This window comes from Streptomyces sp. WAC05292 (assembly GCF_003949955.1).
GTDB classification, from domain to species: domain Bacteria; phylum Actinomycetota; class Actinomycetes; order Streptomycetales; family Streptomycetaceae; genus Streptomyces; species Streptomyces globosus.
In genome coordinates this window covers 14,170-34,697 of sequence record NZ_RPSE01000028.1, presented here as the reverse complement: position 1 = coordinate 34,697, position 20,528 = coordinate 14,170, and the positions used below count along the sequence as shown (strand labels likewise).

Sequence of the window (20,528 nt, the reverse complement as noted above, 5' to 3'; positions counted from 1 at the left end):
GGTGCCGCCCATGGACCACACCCTCGCCGCCGACCTCGGGCGGCTGCCCGAGCTGCTCGAATCCGTGCGCCGCGCCGCCGCCGACGCACTCGACGGGCTCGACGCACGGCCCGTCGTACCGCCGCCCCCGGCGCAGCCCCCGCGGCCCGAGCCGCTCCCCGAGCACGGCGCCGGGGCCGAAGCCGCCCTCGCCGCCTTCCGCACGCGGTGGGAGCCTCGGCTGTCCGCCTCGGCCGGCCCCCGCTACCTCGGCTTCGTCACCGGCGGCGCCACCCCCGCCGCCCTCGCCGGCGACTGGCTCACCGCCGTCCACGACCAGAACTCCAACTCCGCCCTCGACGGAGGGGGCCAGGACCTGGAGCGGGAGACCGCCCGCTGGCTCCGCGAGATGTTCGGCCTCGGCCCCGCCCATTCCGGGACCTTCGTCAGCGGCGCCACCATGTCCAACACCACCGGCCTCGCCATCGCCCGCGAATGGCTCGGCGAACGCCTCGGCGTGTCGCCCGCCGAGGACGGGGCCGCCGCCCTCGGGCCCGTACGCGTCCTCTCCGGCGCCCCGCACTCCTCGATCGCCAAGGCCCTCGCCGTCCTCGGCCTCGGCCGCAGCGCCCTCGCCGACACCCCCGGCCCGGCCGTCGTCGTCGCCAACGCCGGCACCGTCAACACCGTCGACTTCGACGACCTGCGGTCCGTCGCCGCGCTGAAGGAACGCCACGACTTCTGGCTGCACACCGACGCCGCCTTCGGCGCGTTCGCCGCCCTGTCACCGCACCACGCCCACCTCGTCGACGGCCTCGACGCCTCCGACTCCGTCTGCGTCGACCTGCACAAATGGCTGAACGTCCCCTACGACAGCGCCGTCCAGTTCACCCGCCGGCCCGACCTCCAGACCCGCGTCTTCCGGAACGCCGCCGCCTACCTCGGCCCGCTCGGCGCCGACCCCGACCTCGTCCACCTCACCCCGGAGAACTCCCACCGGCTGCGCGCCCTCGCCGCCTGGTTCACGCTGCGCGCGTACGGCCGCGCCGGCCACCGCGAGATCGTCGAACGCGACGTCGCCTGCGCCCGGGCCCTCGGCGCCGCACTGGAGCGCGACCCCGCCTTCCGGCTGCTCGCCCCCGTCCGGCTCAACGTCGTCCTCTTCACCCTGACCGGCGAACCCGACCCGGACCGGCTCACCGCCCGCCTGACGGCCCTGCGCGAGGCCGCCGCGGCCGAGGTGTTCACCACCCCGACCGTCCACGCGGGAACCCCGGCCCTGCGCGCGGCGTTCTCCAACTGGCGCACGACGCAGGCGGACGTGCACCGGGCCGCCGAGGCACTCCGCGGCGCGGCGGCGCAGACGGCAGTGAAGGGGACCGCATGACGACGCAGCAGCAGCCGCTCACCCTGGCGGAGGTCGAAGCCCTGGCCCGCGCCGCGCACGAGGGGCAGACCGACAAGGCGGGCCGCCCGTACGCCGAACACCTGGCAGCCGTGGCGGAAGGCGTCCGCACCCGCGGCGGCAGCCCCGAGCAGCAGGCCGCGGCCTGGCTGCACGACGCCGTCGAGGACGACGCCCTCAGCCGGGAGTGGCTCGATGCCGCCGCCCTCCCGCAGGCGGTGAAGGACATGGTCCTGGCCGTCACCAAGCGCCCCGGCGAGCCGCTGGAGGACTACACGGCCCGCATCCTCGCCACCCCCGGCGCCCTCCTGGTGAAGGAGGCCGACCTCGCACACAACGCCGACCCGGCACGGCTGTCCGCACTGGACGCGCCCACCCGGGAGCGGCTGGCCGCGAAGTACGCCCTCGTCCGCTCCCTGCTCGGCCTGACCGCCCCGTGACCACCGTCCGGGGCGCCGATTCGTCAGGGGGCGGATAGCCGGGCCCCGTTGGTGGGAGGATGGACGGTAGGGGGGCGTGCGCCGACCGTGCGCCCCCGGCCGGACCGGGGACGATCGAAGGTGTGATCAGTAGTGGCCATTTCGCTGTCGGTGGTGGTTCTGTTGGCGATCATCATGGTGGTGCTGATCCGCGGCAACCACCTGAAGGCGGGCCCCGCGATCGTCGCGGTCCTCTTCGGCTTCTTCCTCGCGTCCAGCTCGATCGCCCCGGACGTCAACCGCTTCCTGAACTCCCTCGCGGACACGATCGCCGGCATCAAACTCTGACCCGCGCCCCGGCCGGCGCAAACGCATCAGGGCCGGGCGGAGGAAACATCCTCCGCCCGGCCCTGACCAGGTGAGAGCGGGTGACGGGAATCGAACCCGCGTAGCTAGTTTGGAAGATCGCGTACCCGCGAGAGGCCTGGCCTGGCAAGCCCCTGACCTGCGGCCCGGCCGAGTCCACCCCCCAGTTCACCGCTCGTCCCCGCCGCTTCCCGTCTGATCGGGCACATGAAGGGCACGCGGCCCAGACCCGGATGTCAGAGGAAGGCCTCCGGCATCGGGCACACCTCCAAGGCCTCGTCCGGCCGGTCGGCCCAGTGCCACCAGACATGCCGAGCGGGGCACTTCCACAACGACCGGCAGACCCGCTCGTCGTCTTCCTCCCGCCGGCAGAGTACGAACCCGCCGAACTCCATGGCCTGGCTGCACTCCGGGCAGATCGGCACGTTGTCCCCTTCTCGCGTGGGCCAGGTGGTCAGGGTGGCGCTGGGCGGGCTATCGACTGACGGGGATCTCGTAAACGATCTCGCACAGCGAGGCGGGGATGATGATGTCCGCCGTCTCCACGGGCTGCCCCTGGTCGCTGTAGTACGTCCGCCGGATATGCGTGACCAGAGAGGCCTTCTGGATGCCGAGCAGCGATGCTTCCTCGGCTGTCGCCTGCCGCGGCTCCGGCTGCTCCACGGCATGGCTGACGGTGATCCCGATCGCGGCCATCCGGTTCACGACGCCGACACCCGCATGCGGCCCGCCTTCCGGCAGCACGATGAGGGTGCCCGCGGTCAACTCGTACGGCTCCCAGCTCGTCGACAACTGCACCGGCCGACCATCGGCGAGGAACTCGTAGACGGTACGCACGCACAGATCGCCCTCAGCGATCCCGAGCCGCGCCGCGATTTCGGCCGGGGCCGCCACCTTCGCTTCGGTACGGCTCTCCCAGGTGCCCTGCTTGCCCAGTGCCAGCATGTCCGCCCGGAACGGGGAACCGCCGGGCTGCTCGCGGGCCGAGGACCGAACGACCCGTACACGCCGACGGGGCTCGGCGACGTAGGTGCCCGAACCTGCGCGGCCCTCCAGCACTCCTTGGGAGATCAGTAGCTCCTGCGCCCGACGGACCACGTTCTCGCCCACACCGCACTCCTCGGCGATCTGGGCGCGAGAGGGGAGTCGATCGCCGGCCGTCCACACGTGCTCCGCGATCCGCTGCCGCAGGACGTCGGCGATACGGAGATAAGGCGGCTGCTCAGGCATGTGGAAAATCTAGTCCACTAGCTCTAATCTAGTTAACTAGCTTCACCCAAAGTGATCGATCGGTGACGGAGGCCCTTCTGTGCCCGCTTCGGAAGCAAGGGCCGAGGAGCTCGCCGCCCGGTTGTCGGCCCTCGGGCTGACCACGCGTGTGGAGTCACACGCCACCTACACGTCGATCGAAGCGGAGGTTCCGGAAGCGCTGCCCGCCGAATCGTGGCGGGAGGTCTTGGAAGTCCTGGCGGGGGCCGACCGATTCGGGCTCCTCGCCAGCAGCTTGGCTGGCCGCATCCTCTGGGCCGCAGTAAACGAAGCGGTCCCCGCGACGGGCGACGTCCGGGGACCTGGCCATCAGCGATAGGAGCTGATCAGCGTGCACAACCGTATGACCCCCACCCCCGCCCACACCAGTGGGCTGCCACTGCCCGCACTCTCCTACGCCACGCACGCGAGGACCACCTACCGGTCGAGCTCGTGCGCGATCGGCGCACACCGAGAGTGCACCCCGCCGTCCCCCTCCAGGGCGCCGGCAGGCGTCCCCGTGATCTACGAAGCCTGCGACTGCTCGTGCCACACCACGGACGACGCGCCGGAATCGCAGCAGGTGAACCAGTGAGGGGGCCGACCTCTAGCGGTGCCCTCGCCGCCAACATCGAAATCACTTCGGTGAACGTGCAGCGTGGCGACGTCATCCAGATCGGCGGCCAGCCGTGCCGCGTAGCCGACCTCGTCCAGCTCCCCGCGGGTGCGAAGAGGCTGTTCTTCGAGACGGGCGAGGCACTGACGATGCACGCCCAGAGCCGTTTCACCGCCCTCCGCATGACGAGGAAATGGTGATCCGCGTCATGCCTTCCCGCCGTGACACCATCGCCGATGATCTCCGGCACCAGATCACAACAGGCAACTTCAAGGCCGGCGAACGCCTCCCTTCCGAGGCCGAACTCGCCACCCGCTACGCGGTCAGCACACCAACCCTGCGAAGCGCCCTGGCGCTCCTCCAAGGCGAAGGTCTGGTCGAGAAGATCCACGGCCGCGGCAACTTCGTCCGCCGCCCTCACCCCAAAATCACGTACACCGGCGGTGGCGGCGAGGCGCCCAAATGGGCCACCCCTTCCGCTCCCTTACACATGACCGCCCGCACCACGAACCTTGAGGCCTACGGCCACCTGGCAGCCCTGCTGGACGTGCCACCCCGCAGCCCCTTGACGTTGACCGAAGTCGTCTACATCACCCACGAAGGGAAGTCGCCGCACAGCCTGGCCCGCATCTACGTCCCCCACGACTTGGCGCCGGCCGATTCGCCCGTACGCCACGAGATAGCAGCGCGTGCGGCGGATCTCCGCCCGCCGCTGGCCGAGGTTCAAGAGCGGCTCAGCGCCCGCCTCCCGACCCAGGAAGAGGCAACGGTCCTCCGAATCGCCATATCCCTGGCGGTCCTCTCACTCACCCGCGTGGCGACCGACGTCACCGGCCGCGTGGTCGAGGCCGCCCTCCTGGTCCTGCCTGGAGACAGGGCGGACGCACTCTTCACCACTCGCCTCACGACTGAGGAGAGGAGCTCGAAGGCATGACACCGAGCAACGAACTGCGCCTCCTCCCGTGGTCGGGTCCCGACGACAAGCCCTGCTACCTGAGCGCCGACAGCACCAACGGCTACCTGTCCCGCCTGGCCGACAACACCGAAGAGATCCAGCTCGGATTGGGAGCCGAGCTCTTGGCCCACGCCCTCGACGTACTCGCCGACGTGGACTCGGACCCGGAGGAACTCCGCCTCCTGGCGACAGACCTGACCGGCGCCCTTCGGGACGCGGTCCGCGTAGCAACCAGCCGCGGCCACCGCCTCCCCCGCTCCACCCACCCGGCTCGCGAAGGACTCCCGGTGCACATCAGATAGCAAGAACTCATGCGAGCAGAGCGGCCCCAGACCCAGTCTGGGGCCGCTCCTATTTAGTGCACGCGGTTCCGGAGGCCCTGTGCGTCTCACGCGTTCTCCCAGTTCAGGGCTGCGCCGGGGATTTCGAAGCCTTGTCCGTCCACAAATGGGCCGCGCCTTGCTTACTGAAGGCGTGACGCCCGCCCAATTGGCGGACGTCACGACTGCCCGTCTTGAAGATGCGCCATGGCGAAAGGTAGTTCCTCAGGGTGACTGACCAATCTCGCAAGCACCCATGCCGTGCGGGCGTCGATGCCGTGACCGTAGGCAGCTACCAAGCGGTGGGCTCGCCAAGACGTAACTGGGGCAAGCACCCATCGTGTAATCGAGAAGCGAACTATGCCCCCAGCCACTGCGGGTCTAGTCTTCGCGTGCGTCGTAGTCCGACGGGGCTTCACTCACCTCGACATTGTCGGTTCGCTGGAGCGGGCAGTCGGCATGGGGGCATTGTGAACTATTGCTCCCTTGTCGCAGGTTGGCCAGAGCGAAACGAGCGGCTACGATTGCCGGATTTTCCTGCTCCGGGCTGCCGTACAGGAACCGAGACATCGCATCAACGGGCTCGTGAACGTTACGAACCTCTTTGAGGAGCCCGAAGGTAAAACCGCGTTCCAGGCGATCCGCGTGCACCGCATTTGCCCAGCCGACCAATGACTGGTATGCCCTGTCGCGCACCTCCGGATGTTCGAGGGTCGTCGACCATCCGCTGACGATGAAGTCTCGGACGGCGGGCGTCCGCTGCGCAAGAGCGATGAGCTTGTCGAGAATGCCTTCAGGCCTATCTGCATCAGTAAGGGCCAGGAAGGCCCGTGGGCCTGCCGGGTGCGTGGGATGCTTATACAGCCAAGTCTCAACTGTATCGACCGCGCGAGTAAATTCTGTCGGGCCAATGGCGGCGTAAGTCGCCAGAGCATCTACCGCGACGCTGCAGGCTGCGTCGTCCAGGGTAAGGATGTGTCGTAGTCGTACTAGCGTCGTACGAGGCCATTTTTGGCCGTACGGCCCACTGCATACGCGGGCAACGACTTGACGCTGGATAGCGTTTCCTTTTTTGGCCCAGTCCAGTAGCTTCTTGTGTGTCTCGCGGGAAAGTTCCTCTCGCGCAGCAGCTTGAGTCAAAAGATGAGCGACCACGGTGATCCGCCTGGCGTCCTGATCTGCGTTGGTTGTCCACGCATCTAGGATCGGGAAGAAGGGGCCGTCAACAGCCTTGCGAGACAGTTCGAGCAGTCGCTCACCGATTTGTTTGACCCACGGCGCTGCCACACCGTTAGGTGATGTGATCCGCTCAAGCCATTGCCTTGTTTCGGCCCGTTCGTCAGCCCAGTGGTGCCAGTCCATCTGAATTGCGGACATCGCGAGACCCGGGCGACTGTGAAATGCGGCCCTATCATCCAGGGTCACATCTACGCCGACATCTCGCATGCGTCGCCTGGGGCTACGCCCTTCGCGGAACCGGGTGTTGGAATTACTAGGAGAGCCGAAATTCCCGGCGGCCTTAATGCAAATTTCGAGAGGAGCGTTCTCAAGGTAGGCGGCAGTAAGTAACATCACCCGGTCCTGCCCCCTGGTGCCGGTTTCGGTTAGCTTCTTCTCCAAGAATTCCGTCCATAGTAGGACCTCGTCCTTGATATTTGCGAGCTCTTGCACTCCTTGATCGTGTGTTCGTGAATCCTGCTTAAGGGCTACCGCCTGGGACACAGCCTCCGGCTTGATGCGATGAAGGCGTCGAGCGATAGCGACCGCGTTCGATGGGCTAACGCTACGGGTAACTAGCTCGGCGAAGATTCCAACTTCTGCATCTGGAATCACCGAACCTTGCCGAATTTCGCGGCTCATGTTCCAGCTGTCGCCCGCGTCCAACCAGGCGGCATGTGTAGGACTGGCAAGGTGTTCCGCAAGGAGATTGCATGCTACTTGCCGTGCATCCGGCCGTACGGCTTGCACCGAGAAACGCTCGTCACCCGACCAATCACGGTATCTCCCAGTGATGACCGCACATGCCCCATATGCATGCAACCTCTCGGCCCATGCGATGAGAGCGCGAGCCTGTTCAGGTGTGAGGCGCCGCGATGAAGTGTCGATCAGGTAGCCATGGCCTGGAGTGGGTTCCGGAAGGATCTCTGGATCGGGGACTTCTTCATCGTCCCAGTCGGATGATAGATCGAAGAGTTGGGGAGAGCTGCCACGCAAGGAGAAGTGCGTTAGCATTGCTCGAATAGCCGAGATCCGCCGGCCGGTGCCCTGTTCCCCTAGGATGGCCGCTAGCCCAGAACTGGATAGATGATCAGACGCGTTCTGAGGAGTGGGAGTATACGCCCATAGCGGCTCCATGGCGGCTGAGCGGTCGTCTTGTGGGACTAGCGACACGGGCAACTTAGGGCGTCGCAGGATAGTGATGTTGCCTGAGTTTGGCCCTCCAATCTGGATGACTGGAGCGCTATTTTGTGATGCTGTCTGGCCCGGCAGGGAAATGCCCGGGGAGTCCTGGTCGCTCATAGCTCAGTCCCCCCTCGTGTTGAGTCCGCCGAAGTTATCCCTCCCTACTTGGATCACTGGGCCGCTATTACCGGTTGCGCTTTGCCTTACGGATCCGAGTTGCTCATCCGGGTGCCTGCCGACGAAGGCGTTTAGATCCTCGACTACTCCGGGGTAGTCCTCTGCTAGCGTAAGGAAACGCCGCTGCCATCGATCTCGGAGTGCGGATGCGTCGATGGCGTGGACTTGCTCTTGGTCTGCGTCAAGTCGACCCAGTTGTCGTTCTTCCTCAACTTCGCCGCCGCGGCGGAAGATGCGAGCGACAGCAGCCCGCGTCGTGGACCAACTATCCTTAACCATCTCGGCCACAAGTGCCGCAGCAGCGGCTCCGGCGACAGCAGTCAGTTGCGTTTGATCACTCACTCGCCCTCATCCCCCCAATTGCCCCCGTCAGGAGTTGCGCGCGATAGGCGCCGCCGATGCAGGATGACAAGGGGAGGTGTTGCGTGATGCCTAGACCGCTCTAAGTGGCTGAAAATGAACGCATTTGCCTCCTGGATCGACAAAATAATGATGATCAGTGTCCGATTTTGTCGGATAGTGATCGACGGAGCGCTTCGATCATGGCCGCCACAAGCTGTCATCCCGTCTGCCGTCGACCCACACGGAGTGATAGCGGGGCAGGCTCCTGGGGCCCAGGTGGAGCGCCCTGCTGGACGAACGACCTGGGCCCCAGGAGCCTGGTCTGCTATGGCTTGCCTGGGTCGACGGCAGACGGGATGACAGCTCCCCCTACCTCCACCACCCACCGGCCCGCACCCGCAGTACCGGCCCCCGTCATCCCGGAGCCTGAGCGCCCCCGCCGGAGGCATGGTTTTGACCGTTGCCGGGCCGAGTCTGCGGTCCCGCGAGCTAATGCAGCCCCGCGTGCGTTCGGGCAGGCCTGGGCGGATATGGCTGGGACTGGATGGCGTTGGGTGGTGGGCTGGGTTTGCTCGGCTTGGCGGCTCGGGGCGGGCCGGGGTGTGACCGCGGGGTTGAGCGGGCTCAGGCTTCGCGGGTGTTACCCCCATCAGGCCCGAGCTGTCTGGCGCGCGGCCGGCGGTCGGGGTGGAGCGGGGCGGAGACAGGAGCGCAGGCCCGGGCGCCGGGCGCGCTCGCCGCGCTGTGCGCGGCGGGTGCCTTGATGGAGTAGGGAAACTTTCACCGCACCGCGAAGAGCTGGCGCCCGTCATGGCTCCGCACGTGGGGCCCGTGTCCGTCCAAAGCGTCCAGGAGCCGGATGGCGTAGACCTCGGACATCCGCCCGGACACCTCTTCAGGCGTGAGCCACTGGACTGCCGTGGTCTCGTCCGACGTGCACTCGGCGCCGCCGACCGGCTTGCAGCGGAAGACCAACGCGACGACGCCCACGGTGACGTTCTTGTAGACGCCTGTCAGCTCGGCGACGTCGACCTGGAGTCCGGTTTCCTCCAAGACTTCGCGCCGTACGCCCTCCTCCGGGGTCTCTTCGAGTTCCAGCACTCCGCCTGGGAGCTCCCACGTGCCATTGTCGGCCCGCTGGATCGCCAGGAGCCGGCCGTCGTCGCGGACCACCACTCCGGCTACGGACACGGAGTGGCGGGGCGTTGACCGGCTCGTCGGGGCGCTGTTACTCATGTACAGGAGCATAGGAGGAAGAAAAGGACCATGGGAACAGCTGTAGGAGGTGGCAAGACCGTGCCTCGGTACTTGCAGATCGCCGAGGACATCGTCCAGCAGATTCGCGCCGGCGTCTTGCAGCCCGGCGACCAGGTGCCGAGTGAAGCCGAGATGGTGGAGCGCTACGGCGTGTCCGGTGGGACCATCCGCAAGGCCATGACCGAGATCCGCGCCAGTGGGCTCGTGGACACCCGGCACGGCAAGGGCTCGTACGTGAAGGCCCGGCCGCCTGTGCGGCACCGGTCATCCGACCGCTTCCGCCGGTCGCTGCGCCGCGGGGGCAAGGCCGCCTACCTCGCCGAGTCCGAGCAGTCGGGGGCTACGGCCAAGGTCAGCGTCATCTTCATCGGGCCCATGGAGGCCCCGGAGGAGATCGCCCAGCGGCTCGACGTCGCGCCCGGGACGCAGATCCTCGCGCGGCGGCGGCTGTACTTCCGGAACGGGACGCCGGTGGAGACGGCGACGTCGTACCTCCCGTGGGACGTCGTCAAGGACATCCCCGAGCTGTTCGCCGAGAACCCGGGTGGTGGCGGCATCTATGCCCGCCTTGAGGATCACGGTCACGTGTTCGCCGAGTTCGTCGAGACCCTGCAGGCCCGGCCGGCCGCCAAGGCCGAAGCGTCCGAGCTGGCCCTGAGTCCAGGTGCCCCGGTTGTTCATCTGCTGCGCAACGCCGTCACCGAGACCGGTCGCGTGGTGGAGGTCTGCGACACCCTCATGGCCGCTGACCAGTTCGTCTTTGAGTACCGGATCCCCGCCGCCGACTGACGGGCGCTCAACTCCCCACAGCCCGCCGCGAGTTTTCTTCCGCGGCGGGTTGACTCATGTATAGGAGTGCTGCACTCTTCTTCATGTCACTCCTATACATGAGTGACGGAGTCCAACCTCTATAGAGGAGTCATCTGTCATGCGCCAGATTCCCGTCGACACCTCCGCGGCGATGGTGATGATCGCCCAGCCGCCGCAGCCGAAGATCAAGGACCGCAAGACCGGCGAGATCGCCGTCGACCTGGAGACCGGCGCCCAGCTGGCCACCGTCGACGTGGTGTTCCTGATGGCCGGAGTCGCCGAGGTGCTGTCCGTGACCGTGCCGCAGCCGGGACTCACGGGAGAGTTCGCGATGGGGACGCCGGTCGCGGTCACGGGTCTCATCGCCCGGCCGTGGGAGAACGAGTTCAACGGCCAGAGGCGGCACGGAATCAGCTTCCGCGCCGCGGCCGTCACCTCGCTGGCCCCCGCCCCGGCCCCGGTTCAGGCCTGACGCGATGACCAGCGGACAGACTGCCGCGCTGGTCGGCTTATCGCTGGTCGCAGCCGCACTCGGCTGGCTGAAGTGGAAGCGGCCCGGCTGGTACTGGGTCGGATTCGGCTGGCTGGCCACCCTGGTGCGACTGCTGTGGACCTACCGCTCGGTCATGGAGGCCTGCGGGCTGACCGAGCAGCCGTCACGGTCCCGAGTAATCCTCGCGGCGGCCCTGCACCGCATGCCCGACCGGGCACTCCCCAAGCCGCGCCGGATCAGGATCACGCGGTTCGGACTGGTCCTGCGGATCAAGATGCTGCCGGGCCAGGACGTGCAGGACTTCGACGCGGCCACCGAGCGGCTGCGGCACTCCTGGGGCATGCAGGGAGTCCTTGTCAGGTCGCTCAAGCCAGGGTTCCTGGAGATCCGGCTCATCGCCTACGACGTCCTGCGGAAGGTCGTCATGCCGCGCGACGTTCCGGCGGCCGGACTGCTGAAGGTCCCGGTTGCGCTGCGGGCCGACGGAACCCCGCACATGCGGAACTTCCGGGCCAGCCCTCACGAGCTGGTCGTAGGTGCCACCGAGTCAGGAAAGTCGGTCTACCTGCGGGCCTTGGTGAAGGAGTTGGCCAGGCAGCCCGTTGCGCTGGTCGGCATCGACTGCAAGTGGGGTGTGGAGCTCGCTCCGTTCGCGCGCCGGTTGTCCGGGCTGGCCTATACGCCCGACGAAGCGTCTGGGCTCCTGGACGTGCTCGTCGAAGAGATGATCCAGCGCTACGAGCTGATCCGGGCTTCGCAGGGCCTCGGCACCGGCGTCGCGGTGGACGAGATCACATCCGACGTCTGGGGTCTGCCCGAGGACCTTCGACCGGCGCCCATCGTGCTGATCGTGGACGAAGTCGCCGAGCTGTTCTTGATCGCCAACAAGTCCGACGAGAAGCGCCGGGACCACATGGTCACCCAGCTGATCCGCCTCGGGCAGCTCGGCCGGGCCGCCGCCATCTACCTGGAGATCTGCGGGCAGCGCTTCGGCTCCGACCTCGGCGCCGGCGCCACCGCCCTCCGCGCTCAGCTCACCGGCCGTGTGGCACACCGAGTCAACGACGAAGCCTCCGCGAGGATGGCACTCGGCGACATCAGCCTCCGTGCCGTGAGTGCGGCCACCAACATCGCCGTCGACCGCCCCGGCACCGCCGTCGTCGGCCTGCTCTCCGGCGGATGGGCCCGCATCCGGTCCGCATTCGTCTCCCTCGACGAGACCGCCGCCGTCTGCGCCCAGTTCGAGCACCTCGCCCCGGACATCCCGGCTCTGGCGCCTTTCCGCCCGCGGCGGAGCACCCTGCCCGCGCAGGGCAAACAGCCCGCCTGACCTCCCCGTACTCGGTCGGCGCGACCGTCAAGCGCCAAGTCCCTACCCCTCCCATGCCTGAAGGAGGTGAAACACCATGCACCTCAAGGTCCGACCGGACGCCGTCCTCGTCCAGGCCGTCATCGCCGGAGCCCTGTCCTTCGCCCACCTGCACGACCTCGCCGAAGCCGCGGGGCAGGACGGCTGGAAAGCCTGGGCCTACCCCATCAGCGTGGACCTGCTCCTCGTCGCCGCCTGGCGCCGCCTGCGGCTCCTGCGCGACGCCGGGGAGCCGACCCGGTCCGCCTGGACCTGGTTCGCCGTCGCCCTCGCCGCCTCGCTCGGCGCGAACGTCGCCACCGCCGGCCTTCTCGACCTGAACGCCGTCCCGGCTTGGCTGCGGATCCTCGTCGCCGGATGGCCCGCGCTCGCCTTCCTCGGCGGCACGCTCCTCGTCCACAGTCCGGCCGAAGAGCCCGCCGCGGCGGCCCCGTCCGCCGAGCACGATCACGGCCAGGGCGACGCGGACACCGATGCCGAACCGGTCCGGGAACCCGATCCTGAGCCCGCCGCCACCGGGATTGCCGCGCCTGAACCCGCTCCGGCTCTGCCTCCGCCCCCGCCACCGACCACGGCCGTACCGGACGCGCTCCTCGCCTACGGCCGCAAGGTCGCCGACGAGCACCGTGCCCGCACCGGCCACCCGATCGACGCCGACACCCTGCGCGCCCGCCTCGGAGTCCCGGCTCCCATGGCCCACGCCATTGCCGCACAACTCGTCTGAGAGGAGCCCTGCCATGCCCCGCTACCGCTTCCGCGACACCCGCCGGATCGGCCCCGTGGAGGTCGGCACCTACACCGACCGCCACGGCCGCGAGATGCACTCCGCCGCCTGCACCGCCCCCTACTGCGGTTGGTCGGCCGACTACACCAGCCGGGCCGCCGCCGAACTCGCCGCACAGTCCCACCGCTGCGCCCCGCGCTGACCCCGAAGGAGACCCGTCGTGGACGTCCCGCTCTGGCTCGCCCTCATCGTCATCGGCGCCTTGGGCGTGAAGCTCGTCCGCCCGCCCTGGTGGCTGGTCGCCGTGATCCTCCTCGGCGGCTTCCTCCTCGCGAACAGCTTCCTCGCCCCCGCCCTCAACACCGTGATCGACAAGTAGCCCCGGAAGGAGAACCCATGCTCAAGCCCAAGTACCCCGCTCCCGACACCTACACCCCCGTGACCATCCACCCGGCCCCGGTTCCGGCGCCCGCGACCGGCCAGCAGGAGAACGCCCCCGCCCCGGTGGCAGCTCCGGCCGGCCTCGCGGCCCTGGCCCCCAAGACGCCCGGCGCCGCGGTCGCCCTCGTTGCCGGCGGTGTCGCCGGGGTGCTGGCCCTGGCCTCCGTCGCCGTCTCGCTGCTCCTGGCCGTCGCCGTCACCGCCGTCGCCCTGTCCATCAGCGCCGTCGTGGTCCTGTTCCTGATCCGCGCACTGCGCCAGGAGTTCACGAACCACTGACCGGACCGGCCTCCGGGGGCGTCACAGCCACCAAGCATCGCCGCCCCCGGATGGAACGGCCCCTCCCGACCGAAACCGAAAGGACCACCATCATGGACCGGCACAGCGACACCTCGGCCCCGTCATCACCCGGCCGAACGGTGAGCGCCCTGCTGATCGACGCCGACCTGAACAACCCGCTGACCGCACAGACCGCCGTTTTCGCGGCTCTCGTCCAGTTGGCCGAGTCGCACCCGGATCTGCCCGGCGCGTACGTCACCACCAGCCAGGTCACGCCGACCGAGGCACACGTCCTCCTCGACAGCCCGGCCGACCTGGAGGCCTGGCGGCAGGCCACCCACACCGACGCCCTGGACGTGCAGCTCAAGGACGTGAGGGGCGAGAACCAGCTTCTCTTCACCGCATCCGTGGGTCGGATCACGCTGAAGGTCTACACGGTCTTCGTGCCCGCTCCTGCGGCGGTGGGTGCATGACCGCGAACCTCGCGGACCTGGACCCCGGCCTCCTCGGTGATCTGCTGAGGGTCGCCGGGGCTCCCGGTTTCCGCCGCTGGGAGGAGCAGGTCCACCGCACGGGCGGCTGCGCCGACCCCATCCACATCACCGGCTGGACGCTCACCAAGGACAAGACCAGCGGGGAGACGTACCACCGCTACTCGACCGAGAACGAGCCCGGCGCCCGCCTCCGGATCGCCTGCGGCAACCGCCGCGCCTCCCGCTGCCCGTCCTGCGCCTGGACGTACGCCGGGGACACCTACCACCTGATCCGGGCCGGGCTCGCCGGAGACGACCGCCGAGACGTCCCCGCCACCGTCCGCGAACACCCCCGCGTCTTCGCCACCCTCACCGCCCCGTCCTTCGGCCCGGTCCACAACCGGCCCGACTCCGGCCGCTGCCGCTGCGGCACCCTCCACCCCGCCGACGACCCGCTCCTCGGCACCGCCCTCGACCCGGCCACGTACGACTACGCGGCCGCCGTCCTCTTCAACAACCACGCCGGACAGCTCTGGTCCCGCTTCACCACCCGCCTCCGCCGCGAGATCGCCGCCCGCGCCGGCCTCACCCAATGCGAGCTGAAGGAGTCGTGCCGGGTCTCCTTCGGCAAGGTCGCCGAGTTCCAGAAGCGCGGCGCCATCCACTTCCACGCCGTGATCCGGCTCGACGGACCCACCGGCCCGCTCACCCCGCCCCCGCACTGGGCCACCACCCGGCTGCTCACCGAAGCCATCCGGGCTGCCGTCGCGCACACGTACACGTCCATCACCGTCCCGGCCGCCGACGACCAGCCGGCGCGCACCCTCCGCTGGGGCACCCAACTCGACATCCGCCCGATCAAGGCCTTCGGGGACGGCTCCGAGATCACCGAGCAGGCCGTGGCCTCGTACGTCGCCAAGTACGCCACCAAGGCCGCCGAGGACACCGGCACCCTCGACCGCCGCATCGGCAACCGCGAAGCCCTGGTCCTCCTCGACGTCCCCGACCACACCGCTCGCCTGATCGGCGCCTGCCTCGACCTGGACCCGCTCTACCCGGACCGCCGCCTCGCCGCCTGGGCCCACATGCTCGGCTTCCGCGGCCACTTCTCCACCAAGTCCCGCCACTACTCCACCACCCTCGGCGCCCTCCGCCAGACCCGCGCCGACTACCGCGCCGCACAGGAAGCCGCGGCCCGCGGCCTGGACGACCTGGAGCCGGACACCGTCCTCGTCCTGGCGTCCTGGCAGTACGCCGGCCACGGCCACAGCCCCGGCGAATCCGTCCTGGCGGCCTCCATCGCCCGAGACATCCAGCTCAACCGCCAAACCGCCGGCGAAGCACTGAAGGGGGAGCAACATGAGTGAGCGCTACCTGTCCGTCGTCGAAGTCGCCGAGATCCTCGGCACCACCGTGCGGTTTCCCCGGCGCCTCATCGAGGAGCGGCGCATCACCTACGTGAAGGTCGGCCGTCACGTACGGATCCCGGAGAGCGCCGTCCGGGAGTACATCGCCGCCAACACCGTGGCACCGCGTCGGCGCGACCGTATGGCGGTGGCCGCCTGATGGCCGGCAAGCGTCGCCAGTTCGGACGGGTACGGAAGCTGCCCTCCGGCCGATACCAGGCGCGCTACGTCGGGCCTGACGGGCAGCTCCGGCCTGCGCCGGAGACGTTTCGGACCAAACGTGAGGCTGACGACTGGTTGGCCGTCAAGCAGACGGAGATGCGGCAGGGGGACTGGCTGGACCCGGACGCCGGGAAGGTCCCCTTCGGGCCGTACGCCGTCGCCTGGGTCAAGGAACGTGAGCTGACCAGCACAACACGCCAGTTGTACGGCTCGTTGCTCAAGCACCACCTGGAGCCGACGTTCGGCGCCGTCAACGTCGCGGACATCTCGGCCCCCCTCGTACGGCGCTGGCGTGCCGACAAGCTCGCCGCCGGTACCGGCCCGACGACCGTGGCCAAGGCCTATGCCCTCCTGCGCGCCATCCTGGGCACGGCACTGTCAGACCAGCTGATCAGGCGCAATCCCTGCCAGATCAAGGGTGCGAGCGTCGTGCACACGCCCGAGCGGCCGACGGCCACCGTGAAGGAGGTCTATGCACTGGCCGATGCCGTTGCCCCCCGCTTCCGGGCCCTGGTGCTCCTGGCCGGGTTCCTCGGCCTGAGGTGGGGTGAGCTGATCGGGCTGCACCGTCGGGATGTCGATCTGGACCACGGGACGGTGCGCGTCCGGCGGTCCGTCGCCGAGCTGGGCAACGGGCAGCGGGAGATCAAGGCGCCCAAGAGTGCCGCGGGCAAGCGGACGGTCTCCATCCCCAGCGTGATCGTTCCGGATGTCCGGGATCACTTGAAGCGGTACGCCGAGCCCGGGGCCGACGGGCGGGTCTTCGTCGGAGCCAAGGGGGCCACGCCCCGGCGGAACCACTTCAACCGGCTGTGGCACAAGGCCTGTAGCGAGGCAGGGGTCAGCGGGCTGCACTTCCATGATCTTCGGCACACGGGGAACACCCTCGCCGCATCCACCGGGGCGAGCACGCGAGAGCTGATGGCGCGCATGGGCCACAGCACCGCCCGCGCTGCGCTGATCTACCAACACGCGAGTGCCGGCCGGGACCGGCTGATCGCCGACGCGCTGAGCGGACTCGTGGAGAAGAGCCGCGGGGGCACGGAGCAAGATCAGGAGTCCGAGGGGCACGCGGGGGACACGGCGGGTTGAACGCAGACTCTGAGAACGAGTCAGGGCCGGGCGGAGGAAACATCCTCCGCCCGGCCCTGACCAGGTGAGAGCGGGTGACGGGAATCGAACCCGCGTAGCTAGTTTGGAAGACTAGTGCTCTACCATTGAGCTACACCCGCAACACGATCGCCGCAGGTCCGAGGACCGCGGCACGGACAGCATCCTAGCGGGTCGGACCGGGCAAGTGCACACCGCATTCCCGTGCCCGCGCGCGGGCCGGGGCGGGGTGGCCGGAATCTTCCGCGAAACGCGGCGTGTCGGAGGGTCTCCGGCCATGTACCCTACGTGTCGCACCGACGGGGTGTGGCGCAGCTTGGTAGCGCGTCCGCTTTGGGAGCGGAAGGTCGTCGGTTCGAATCCGGCCACCCCGACCAGCACCACCATCCGGCACCGTCCTCGCAGTGATCGCGTTGTGGGCTGATTGCCGCTTGCGGTTACTATGCAAGCTGCGTGCCCGTGTGTCTGATGTACCGGGCCCGATCCGCTGGAACGCTGATTCGCAGCGACAGCAGAGACCCCAGCAGTCAGCCACAAGGAGACCGAACCGTGAAGAGCGCCGTGGAGACCCTGAACCCGACTCGGGTTCGGCTCACTGTCGAGGTGCCCTTCGAGGAGCTCAAGGCCAGCCTCGACGCGGCGTACAAGAAGATCAACCAGCAGGTCACGGTGAAGGGCTTCCGCAAGGGCAAGATCCCCGCCCGCGTGATCGACCAGCGCTTCGGTCGCGGCGCCGTGCTGGAGGAGGCCGTCAACGACGCGCTGCCGAAGTTCTACACCGAGGCCGTCAACGAGGCCGAGCTCAACCCGCTGGGCCAGCCCGAGGTCGACATCACCGAGCTGAAGGACGGCGAGCTGCTGGCCTTCACCGCCGAGGTGGACGTGCGCCCCGAGATCGAGATCCCGGACTTCTCCGGCATCGAGGTCGAGGTCGACGCCGTCGAGGTCACCGACGAGGACGTCGAGAAGTCCGTCGAGCAGCTGCGCAGCCGCTTCGCGTCCACCAAGGACGTCGAGCGCGCCGCCGCCGAGGGCGACGTCGTCACCATCGACCTGGAGGCCAAGGTCGAGGGCGAGGTGCTGCCCGACGGCGTCGCCAGCGACGTCTCCTACACCATCGGCTCGGGCGAGCTCCTCGACGGCATCGACGAGGCCGTCAAGGGCCTGGAGGCCGGCGGCGAGGCCACCTTCACCTCGCAGCTGAAGGGCGGCTCCGCCGAGGGCAAGGACGCCGAGGTCACCGTCAAGGTGTCCAAGGTCTCCGCCCGCGAGCTGCCGGAGCTGGACGACGAGTTCGCGCAGATGGCGAGCGAGTTCGACACCCTGGAGGAGCTGAAGGCCGACAGCCGCAAGCGCCTCGAGAACATGAAGCAGTACGACCAGGCCACGCAGGCCCAGGAGCGCGTCCTGGAGAAGCTGCTGGAGCTCGTCGAGGTGCCGATCCCCGAGAAGCTCCTCGAGGACGAGATCAACACCCGCAAGCACAACCTGGAGCACCACCAGCTCGGCCAGATGGGCCTGACCCTCGAGAAGTACCTGGAGTTCCAGGGCAAGACGGTCGAGGAGTTCGACGCCGAGACCAAGGAGCAGGCGGTCAAGGGCATCAAGACCCAGTTCGTCCTGGACGCCCTGGTCAACAAGGAGAAGCTGGGCGTCAACCAGGAGGAGCTCACCGAGCACCTCATGCGCCGCGCCGCCTCCTCCGGCATGTCCCCCGACCAGTTCGCCCAGGCGGTCGTCGAGGGCGGCCAGGTCCCGATGCTCGTCGGCGAGGTCGCCCGCGGCAAGGCCCTCGCGGTCGTCGTCGAGGCCGCCAAGGTCGTCGACACCAACGGCGAGGTCATCGACCTGTCCGACGAGGACGAGGAGGCGGCCGAGGCCGCCGCCGAGACCGCCGAGGCGGCCGTCGAGGGCGACGAGGCCAAGTGACCCCGCGCCGGCGGCCCGCAGGGGCTGCCGGCAGGGCAGCAGCAGCCGGGGAAGGGCCCGCACGCAGCCGCGTGCGGGCCCTTCCGCACACCGGCCCCCGCCCCGGGGAACCTTGCGCTCCGAGCGAACAGTTCGGGAAGCGGGATGGCGTTGTCCGACCTGCGCGTTAGGGTCCATGAATACGAGGGCACGGGAGTACCCGGACAACGGCGGAATGCGCCGCGCAGGCGGGCCCGCGCCCCCAGAACGAGACGCTGAGACGGCAAGCGGCCGTCGGAGACGAGCAGGTGGATACGTGACGAATCTGAAGCCTTACGCCGCGGGTGAGCCGTCCATCGGTGGCGGCCTCGGCGACCATGTCTACAACCGGCTGCTCGGCGAGCGCATCATTTTCCTCGGCCAGCAGGTCGACGACGACATCGCGAACAAGATCACGGCGCAGCTCCTGCTCCTGGCCGCCGAGCCGGAGAAGGACATCTACCTCTACATCAACAGCCCCGGCGGCTCGGTGACGGCCGGCATGGCGGTCTACGACACCATGCAGTACATCCCGAACGACGTCGTCACCATCGGCATGGGCATGGCGGCCTCCATGGGCCAATTCCTGCTCACCGGCGGCGCCCCGGGCAAGCGCTTCGCGCTCCCGAACACCGACATCCTGATGCACCAGGGCTCCGCCGGCATCGGCGGCACCGCCTCGGACATCAAGATCCAGGCGCAGTACCTGCTGCGTACCAAGCAGCGCATGGCCGAGATCACCGCGCACCACTCCGGGCAGACCGTGGAGGCCATCATCCGCGACGGCGACCGCGACCGCTGGTTCACGGCGGAGGAGGCCAAGGAGTACGGCCTCATCGACGAGATCATCTCCGCCGCGTCGCTGGTCCCGGGCGGCGGCGGCACCGGGGCCTGACCCCGGCCCCGCGGCGCGCGGGCGGCCCCGGCCGCCGGGCCGCGCGCCCGCCCCGCACCAGGCAAGCCCCAGCCCGCAGAACGCCACCAGGATGGTGAACACCCGATGCACATGAACAACCTCTCTCCCGCCGGCGGCCTCTACACCGGCCCGCAGGTGGACAACCGCTACGTCGTCCCGCGCTTCGTCGAGCGCACCTCGCAGGGCGTGCGCGAGTACGACCCGTACGCGAAGCTCTTCGAGGAGCGCGTGATCTTCCTCGGCGTCCAGATCGACGACGCCTCGGCCAACGACGTCATGGCGCAGCTGCTGTGCCTGGAGTCGATGGACCCGGACCGCGACATCTCCATCTACATCAACAGCCCCGGCGGCTCCTTCACGGCGCTGACGGCGATCTACGACACGATGCAGTTCGTGAAGCCGGACATCCAGACGGTCTGCATGGGCCAGGCGGCGTCCGCCGCCGCGGTCCTGCTCGCCGCCGGCACCCCCGGCAAGCGCATGGCCCTGCCCAACGCCCGCGTGCTGATCCACCAGCCGTCCGGCGGCACCGGCCGCGAGCAGCTCTCCGACCTGGAGATCGCGGCCAACGAGATCCTGCGCATGCGCGACCAGCTGGAGACCATGCTGGCCAAGCACTCGAGCACGCCGATCGAGAAGATCCGCGAGGACATCGAGCGCGACAAGATCCTCACGGCCGAGGACGCGCTGGCGTACGGCCTGATCGACCAGATCATCTCCACCCGGAAGATGAACGCGGTCTGACCCCTGCCGCCGCTTGGCGCGGACACGTCGCACGATTCGGTGATGTGAACCGCGCCAAGGGGGCCCCGAACGGGGCCCCCGGCAGGGTACCGTCGGATATGAGGCAC

At 68.8% G+C, this 20,528-nt stretch carries 25 protein-coding genes and 2 tRNA genes; 22 read left to right on the top strand and 5 right to left on the bottom strand.

The annotated features are described in order from the left end of the window. Positions 1-10 precede the first annotated feature (10 nt). The 3 genes from EF903_RS05995 to EF903_RS05985 all read left to right on the top strand — a co-directional run bounded on the left by EF903_RS05995 (position 11) and on the right by EF903_RS05985 (position 2,151). Entirely contained in the window at positions 11-1,366 is a 1,356-nt protein-coding gene (locus EF903_RS05995; RefSeq protein WP_125541648.1) for a pyridoxal-dependent decarboxylase, read from the top strand. Further along, positions 1,363-1,824, top strand: coding sequence for an HD domain-containing protein (locus EF903_RS05990; RefSeq protein ID WP_125541637.1), 462 nt, complete (start codon positions 1,363-1,365; stop codon positions 1,822-1,824). Before EF903_RS05995 ends, EF903_RS05990 begins: the two co-directional genes overlap by 4 nt. Before the next feature lie 132 nt (positions 1,825-1,956). Then, the gene (locus EF903_RS05985) at positions 1,957-2,151 is read left to right on the top strand and encodes a hypothetical protein (protein WP_114057574.1); all 195 of its coding nucleotides are present in this window, start codon (positions 1,957-1,959) and stop codon (positions 2,149-2,151) included. 254 nt (positions 2,152-2,405) lie between these two features. Here EF903_RS05985 and EF903_RS05980 read toward each other — a convergent pair whose 3' ends face one another. Next, entirely contained in the window at positions 2,406-2,594 is a 189-nt protein-coding gene (locus tag EF903_RS05980) for a dehydrogenase (protein ID WP_260614868.1), read from the bottom strand. A 49-nt stretch (positions 2,595-2,643) separates the two neighbouring features. Next, positions 2,644-3,399, bottom strand: a complete 756-nt coding sequence (locus EF903_RS05975) for a GntR family transcriptional regulator (protein WP_125541635.1) — start codon at positions 3,397-3,399, stop codon at positions 2,644-2,646. Between the two features lie 79 nt (positions 3,400-3,478). On the opposite strand from EF903_RS05975, the gene EF903_RS35025 reads away from it, so the two are divergent. The 4 genes from EF903_RS35025 to EF903_RS05950 all read left to right on the top strand — a co-directional run bounded on the left by EF903_RS35025 (position 3,479) and on the right by EF903_RS05950 (position 5,290). Continuing rightward, a complete protein-coding gene (locus EF903_RS35025) occupies positions 3,479-3,757 on the top strand; it encodes a hypothetical protein (protein WP_125541632.1) in 279 nt (92 codons plus the stop codon). A 305-nt stretch (positions 3,758-4,062) separates the two neighbouring features. Beyond that, positions 4,063-4,233, top strand: coding sequence for a hypothetical protein (locus EF903_RS05960; RefSeq protein WP_312845886.1), 171 nt, complete (start codon positions 4,063-4,065; stop codon positions 4,231-4,233). Next, complete coding sequence (locus EF903_RS05955) at positions 4,227-4,967, top strand: GntR family transcriptional regulator (protein ID WP_260614867.1); 741 nt, start codon at positions 4,227-4,229, stop codon at positions 4,965-4,967. The genes EF903_RS05960 and EF903_RS05955 overlap by 7 nt, the downstream gene beginning before the upstream one ends. After that, positions 4,964-5,290, top strand: a complete 327-nt coding sequence (locus EF903_RS05950; RefSeq protein ID WP_125541625.1) for a hypothetical protein — start codon at positions 4,964-4,966, stop codon at positions 5,288-5,290. Before EF903_RS05955 ends, EF903_RS05950 begins: the two co-directional genes overlap by 4 nt. A 399-nt stretch (positions 5,291-5,689) precedes the next feature. Here EF903_RS05950 and EF903_RS05945 read toward each other — a convergent pair whose 3' ends face one another. Next, entirely contained in the window at positions 5,690-7,168 is a 1,479-nt protein-coding gene (locus EF903_RS05945) for a hypothetical protein (RefSeq protein ID WP_125541623.1), read from the bottom strand. 1,842 nt (positions 7,169-9,010) lie between these two features. Next, a complete protein-coding gene (locus EF903_RS05940; protein WP_125541620.1) occupies positions 9,011-9,478 on the bottom strand; it encodes an NUDIX hydrolase in 468 nt (155 codons plus the stop codon). An 18-nt stretch (positions 9,479-9,496) separates the two neighbouring features. Here EF903_RS05940 and EF903_RS05935 point away from each other — a divergent pair, with 18 nt between their 5' ends. The 11 genes from EF903_RS05935 to EF903_RS05890 all read left to right on the top strand — a co-directional run bounded on the left by EF903_RS05935 (position 9,497) and on the right by EF903_RS05890 (position 16,796). After that, on the top strand, positions 9,497-10,276 hold the full coding sequence (locus tag EF903_RS05935; RefSeq protein ID WP_125541617.1) for a GntR family transcriptional regulator: 780 nt from the start codon (positions 9,497-9,499) through the stop codon (positions 10,274-10,276). Between the two features lie 139 nt (positions 10,277-10,415). Further along, positions 10,416-10,769 (top strand): hypothetical protein, encoded by a 354-nt coding sequence (locus EF903_RS05930; RefSeq protein WP_125541614.1) that lies wholly within the window; start codon positions 10,416-10,418, stop codon positions 10,767-10,769. Positions 10,770-10,773: 4 nt separating this feature from the next. Then, positions 10,774-12,120 carry an FtsK/SpoIIIE domain-containing protein gene (locus EF903_RS05925; protein WP_125541611.1) on the top strand — a complete coding sequence of 449 codons (1,347 nt, stop codon included), beginning with the start codon at positions 10,774-10,776 and terminating at the stop codon, positions 12,118-12,120. Between the two features lie 76 nt (positions 12,121-12,196). Continuing rightward, positions 12,197-12,883, top strand: a complete 687-nt coding sequence (locus tag EF903_RS05920; protein ID WP_125541609.1) for a DUF2637 domain-containing protein — start codon at positions 12,197-12,199, stop codon at positions 12,881-12,883. 13 nt (positions 12,884-12,896) lie between these two features. After that, positions 12,897-13,085: a mobile element transfer protein gene (locus EF903_RS05915; protein ID WP_125541606.1), complete on the top strand. Its 189-nt coding sequence runs from the start codon at positions 12,897-12,899 to the stop codon at positions 13,083-13,085. 18 nt (positions 13,086-13,103) lie between these two features. Next, on the top strand, positions 13,104-13,262 hold the full coding sequence (locus EF903_RS33850) for a hypothetical protein (protein ID WP_174250458.1): 159 nt from the start codon (positions 13,104-13,106) through the stop codon (positions 13,260-13,262). Between the two features lie 17 nt (positions 13,263-13,279). Next, positions 13,280-13,603 (top strand): SpdD protein, encoded by a 324-nt coding sequence (locus tag EF903_RS05910; protein ID WP_125541603.1) that lies wholly within the window; start codon positions 13,280-13,282, stop codon positions 13,601-13,603. 92 nt (positions 13,604-13,695) lie between these two features. Beyond that, positions 13,696-14,076 (top strand): hypothetical protein, encoded by a 381-nt coding sequence (locus EF903_RS05905; RefSeq protein ID WP_125541601.1) that lies wholly within the window; start codon positions 13,696-13,698, stop codon positions 14,074-14,076. Next, entirely contained in the window at positions 14,073-15,443 is a 1,371-nt protein-coding gene (gene repSA / locus EF903_RS05900) for a replication initiator protein RepSA (protein WP_125541598.1), read from the top strand. The genes EF903_RS05905 and repSA overlap by 4 nt, the downstream gene beginning before the upstream one ends. Next, on the top strand, positions 15,436-15,642 hold the full coding sequence (locus tag EF903_RS05895; protein WP_125541597.1) for an excisionase family DNA-binding protein: 207 nt from the start codon (positions 15,436-15,438) through the stop codon (positions 15,640-15,642). Before repSA ends, EF903_RS05895 begins: the two co-directional genes overlap by 8 nt. Continuing rightward, a complete protein-coding gene (locus tag EF903_RS05890; RefSeq protein WP_125541594.1) occupies positions 15,642-16,796 on the top strand; it encodes a site-specific integrase in 1,155 nt (384 codons plus the stop codon). The genes EF903_RS05895 and EF903_RS05890 overlap by 1 nt, the downstream gene beginning before the upstream one ends. Before the next feature lie 69 nt (positions 16,797-16,865). Here the strand turns inward: EF903_RS05890 and EF903_RS05885 are convergent. Next, positions 16,866-16,936, bottom strand: a tRNA-Gly gene (locus tag EF903_RS05885). Positions 16,937-17,114: 178 nt separating this feature from the next. Between EF903_RS05885 and EF903_RS05880 the strand changes: the two genes are divergently transcribed. The 4 genes from EF903_RS05880 (at position 17,115) to EF903_RS05865 (ending at position 20,421) form a co-directional block, all read left to right on the top strand. After that, positions 17,115-17,191, top strand: a tRNA-Pro gene (locus tag EF903_RS05880). A gap of 172 nt (positions 17,192-17,363) precedes the next feature. After that, positions 17,364-18,743, top strand: coding sequence for a trigger factor (gene tig, locus EF903_RS05875; protein WP_125541592.1), 1,380 nt, complete (start codon positions 17,364-17,366; stop codon positions 18,741-18,743). Positions 18,744-19,038: 295 nt separating this feature from the next. Further along, positions 19,039-19,656, top strand: a complete 618-nt coding sequence (locus tag EF903_RS05870; RefSeq protein ID WP_054226615.1) for an ATP-dependent Clp protease proteolytic subunit — start codon at positions 19,039-19,041, stop codon at positions 19,654-19,656. Between the two features lie 111 nt (positions 19,657-19,767). Beyond that, positions 19,768-20,421, top strand: coding sequence for an ATP-dependent Clp protease proteolytic subunit (locus EF903_RS05865; RefSeq protein ID WP_185902541.1), 654 nt, complete (start codon positions 19,768-19,770; stop codon positions 20,419-20,421). Positions 20,422-20,528 lie beyond the last annotated feature (107 nt).

Bases quoted from the DNA above. Each gene is read 5' to 3' on its own strand.
- EF903_RS05995 (WP_125541648.1), top strand. From the start codon at position 11: ATGGACCACACCCTCGCCGCCGACCTCGGGCGGCTGCCCGAGCTGCTC.
- EF903_RS05990 (WP_125541637.1), top strand. From the start codon at position 1,363: ATGACGACGCAGCAGCAGCCGCTCACCCTGGCGGAGGTCGAAGCCCTG.
- EF903_RS05975 (WP_125541635.1), bottom strand. From the start codon at position 3,399: ATGCCTGAGCAGCCGCCTTATCTCCGTATCGCCGACGTCCTGCGGCAG.
- EF903_RS05955 (WP_260614867.1), top strand. From the start codon at position 4,227: ATGGTGATCCGCGTCATGCCTTCCCGCCGTGACACCATCGCCGATGAT.
- EF903_RS05950 (WP_125541625.1), top strand. From the start codon at position 4,964: ATGACACCGAGCAACGAACTGCGCCTCCTCCCGTGGTCGGGTCCCGAC.
- EF903_RS05945 (WP_125541623.1), bottom strand. From the start codon at position 7,168: ATGAGCCGCGAAATTCGGCAAGGTTCGGTGATTCCAGATGCAGAAGTT.
- EF903_RS05940 (WP_125541620.1), bottom strand. From the start codon at position 9,478: ATGCTCCTGTACATGAGTAACAGCGCCCCGACGAGCCGGTCAACGCCC.
- EF903_RS05935 (WP_125541617.1), top strand. From the start codon at position 9,497: ATGGGAACAGCTGTAGGAGGTGGCAAGACCGTGCCTCGGTACTTGCAG.
- EF903_RS05930 (WP_125541614.1), top strand. From the start codon at position 10,416: ATGCGCCAGATTCCCGTCGACACCTCCGCGGCGATGGTGATGATCGCC.
- EF903_RS05925 (WP_125541611.1), top strand. From the start codon at position 10,774: ATGACCAGCGGACAGACTGCCGCGCTGGTCGGCTTATCGCTGGTCGCA.
- EF903_RS05920 (WP_125541609.1), top strand. From the start codon at position 12,197: ATGCACCTCAAGGTCCGACCGGACGCCGTCCTCGTCCAGGCCGTCATC.
- EF903_RS05915 (WP_125541606.1), top strand. From the start codon at position 12,897: ATGCCCCGCTACCGCTTCCGCGACACCCGCCGGATCGGCCCCGTGGAG.
- EF903_RS05910 (WP_125541603.1), top strand. From the start codon at position 13,280: ATGCTCAAGCCCAAGTACCCCGCTCCCGACACCTACACCCCCGTGACC.
- EF903_RS05905 (WP_125541601.1), top strand. From the start codon at position 13,696: ATGGACCGGCACAGCGACACCTCGGCCCCGTCATCACCCGGCCGAACG.
- repSA (WP_125541598.1), top strand. From the start codon at position 14,073: ATGACCGCGAACCTCGCGGACCTGGACCCCGGCCTCCTCGGTGATCTG.
- EF903_RS05895 (WP_125541597.1), top strand. From the start codon at position 15,436: ATGAGTGAGCGCTACCTGTCCGTCGTCGAAGTCGCCGAGATCCTCGGC.
- EF903_RS05890 (WP_125541594.1), top strand. From the start codon at position 15,642: ATGGCCGGCAAGCGTCGCCAGTTCGGACGGGTACGGAAGCTGCCCTCC.
- EF903_RS05865 (WP_185902541.1), top strand. From the start codon at position 19,768: ATGAACAACCTCTCTCCCGCCGGCGGCCTCTACACCGGCCCGCAGGTG.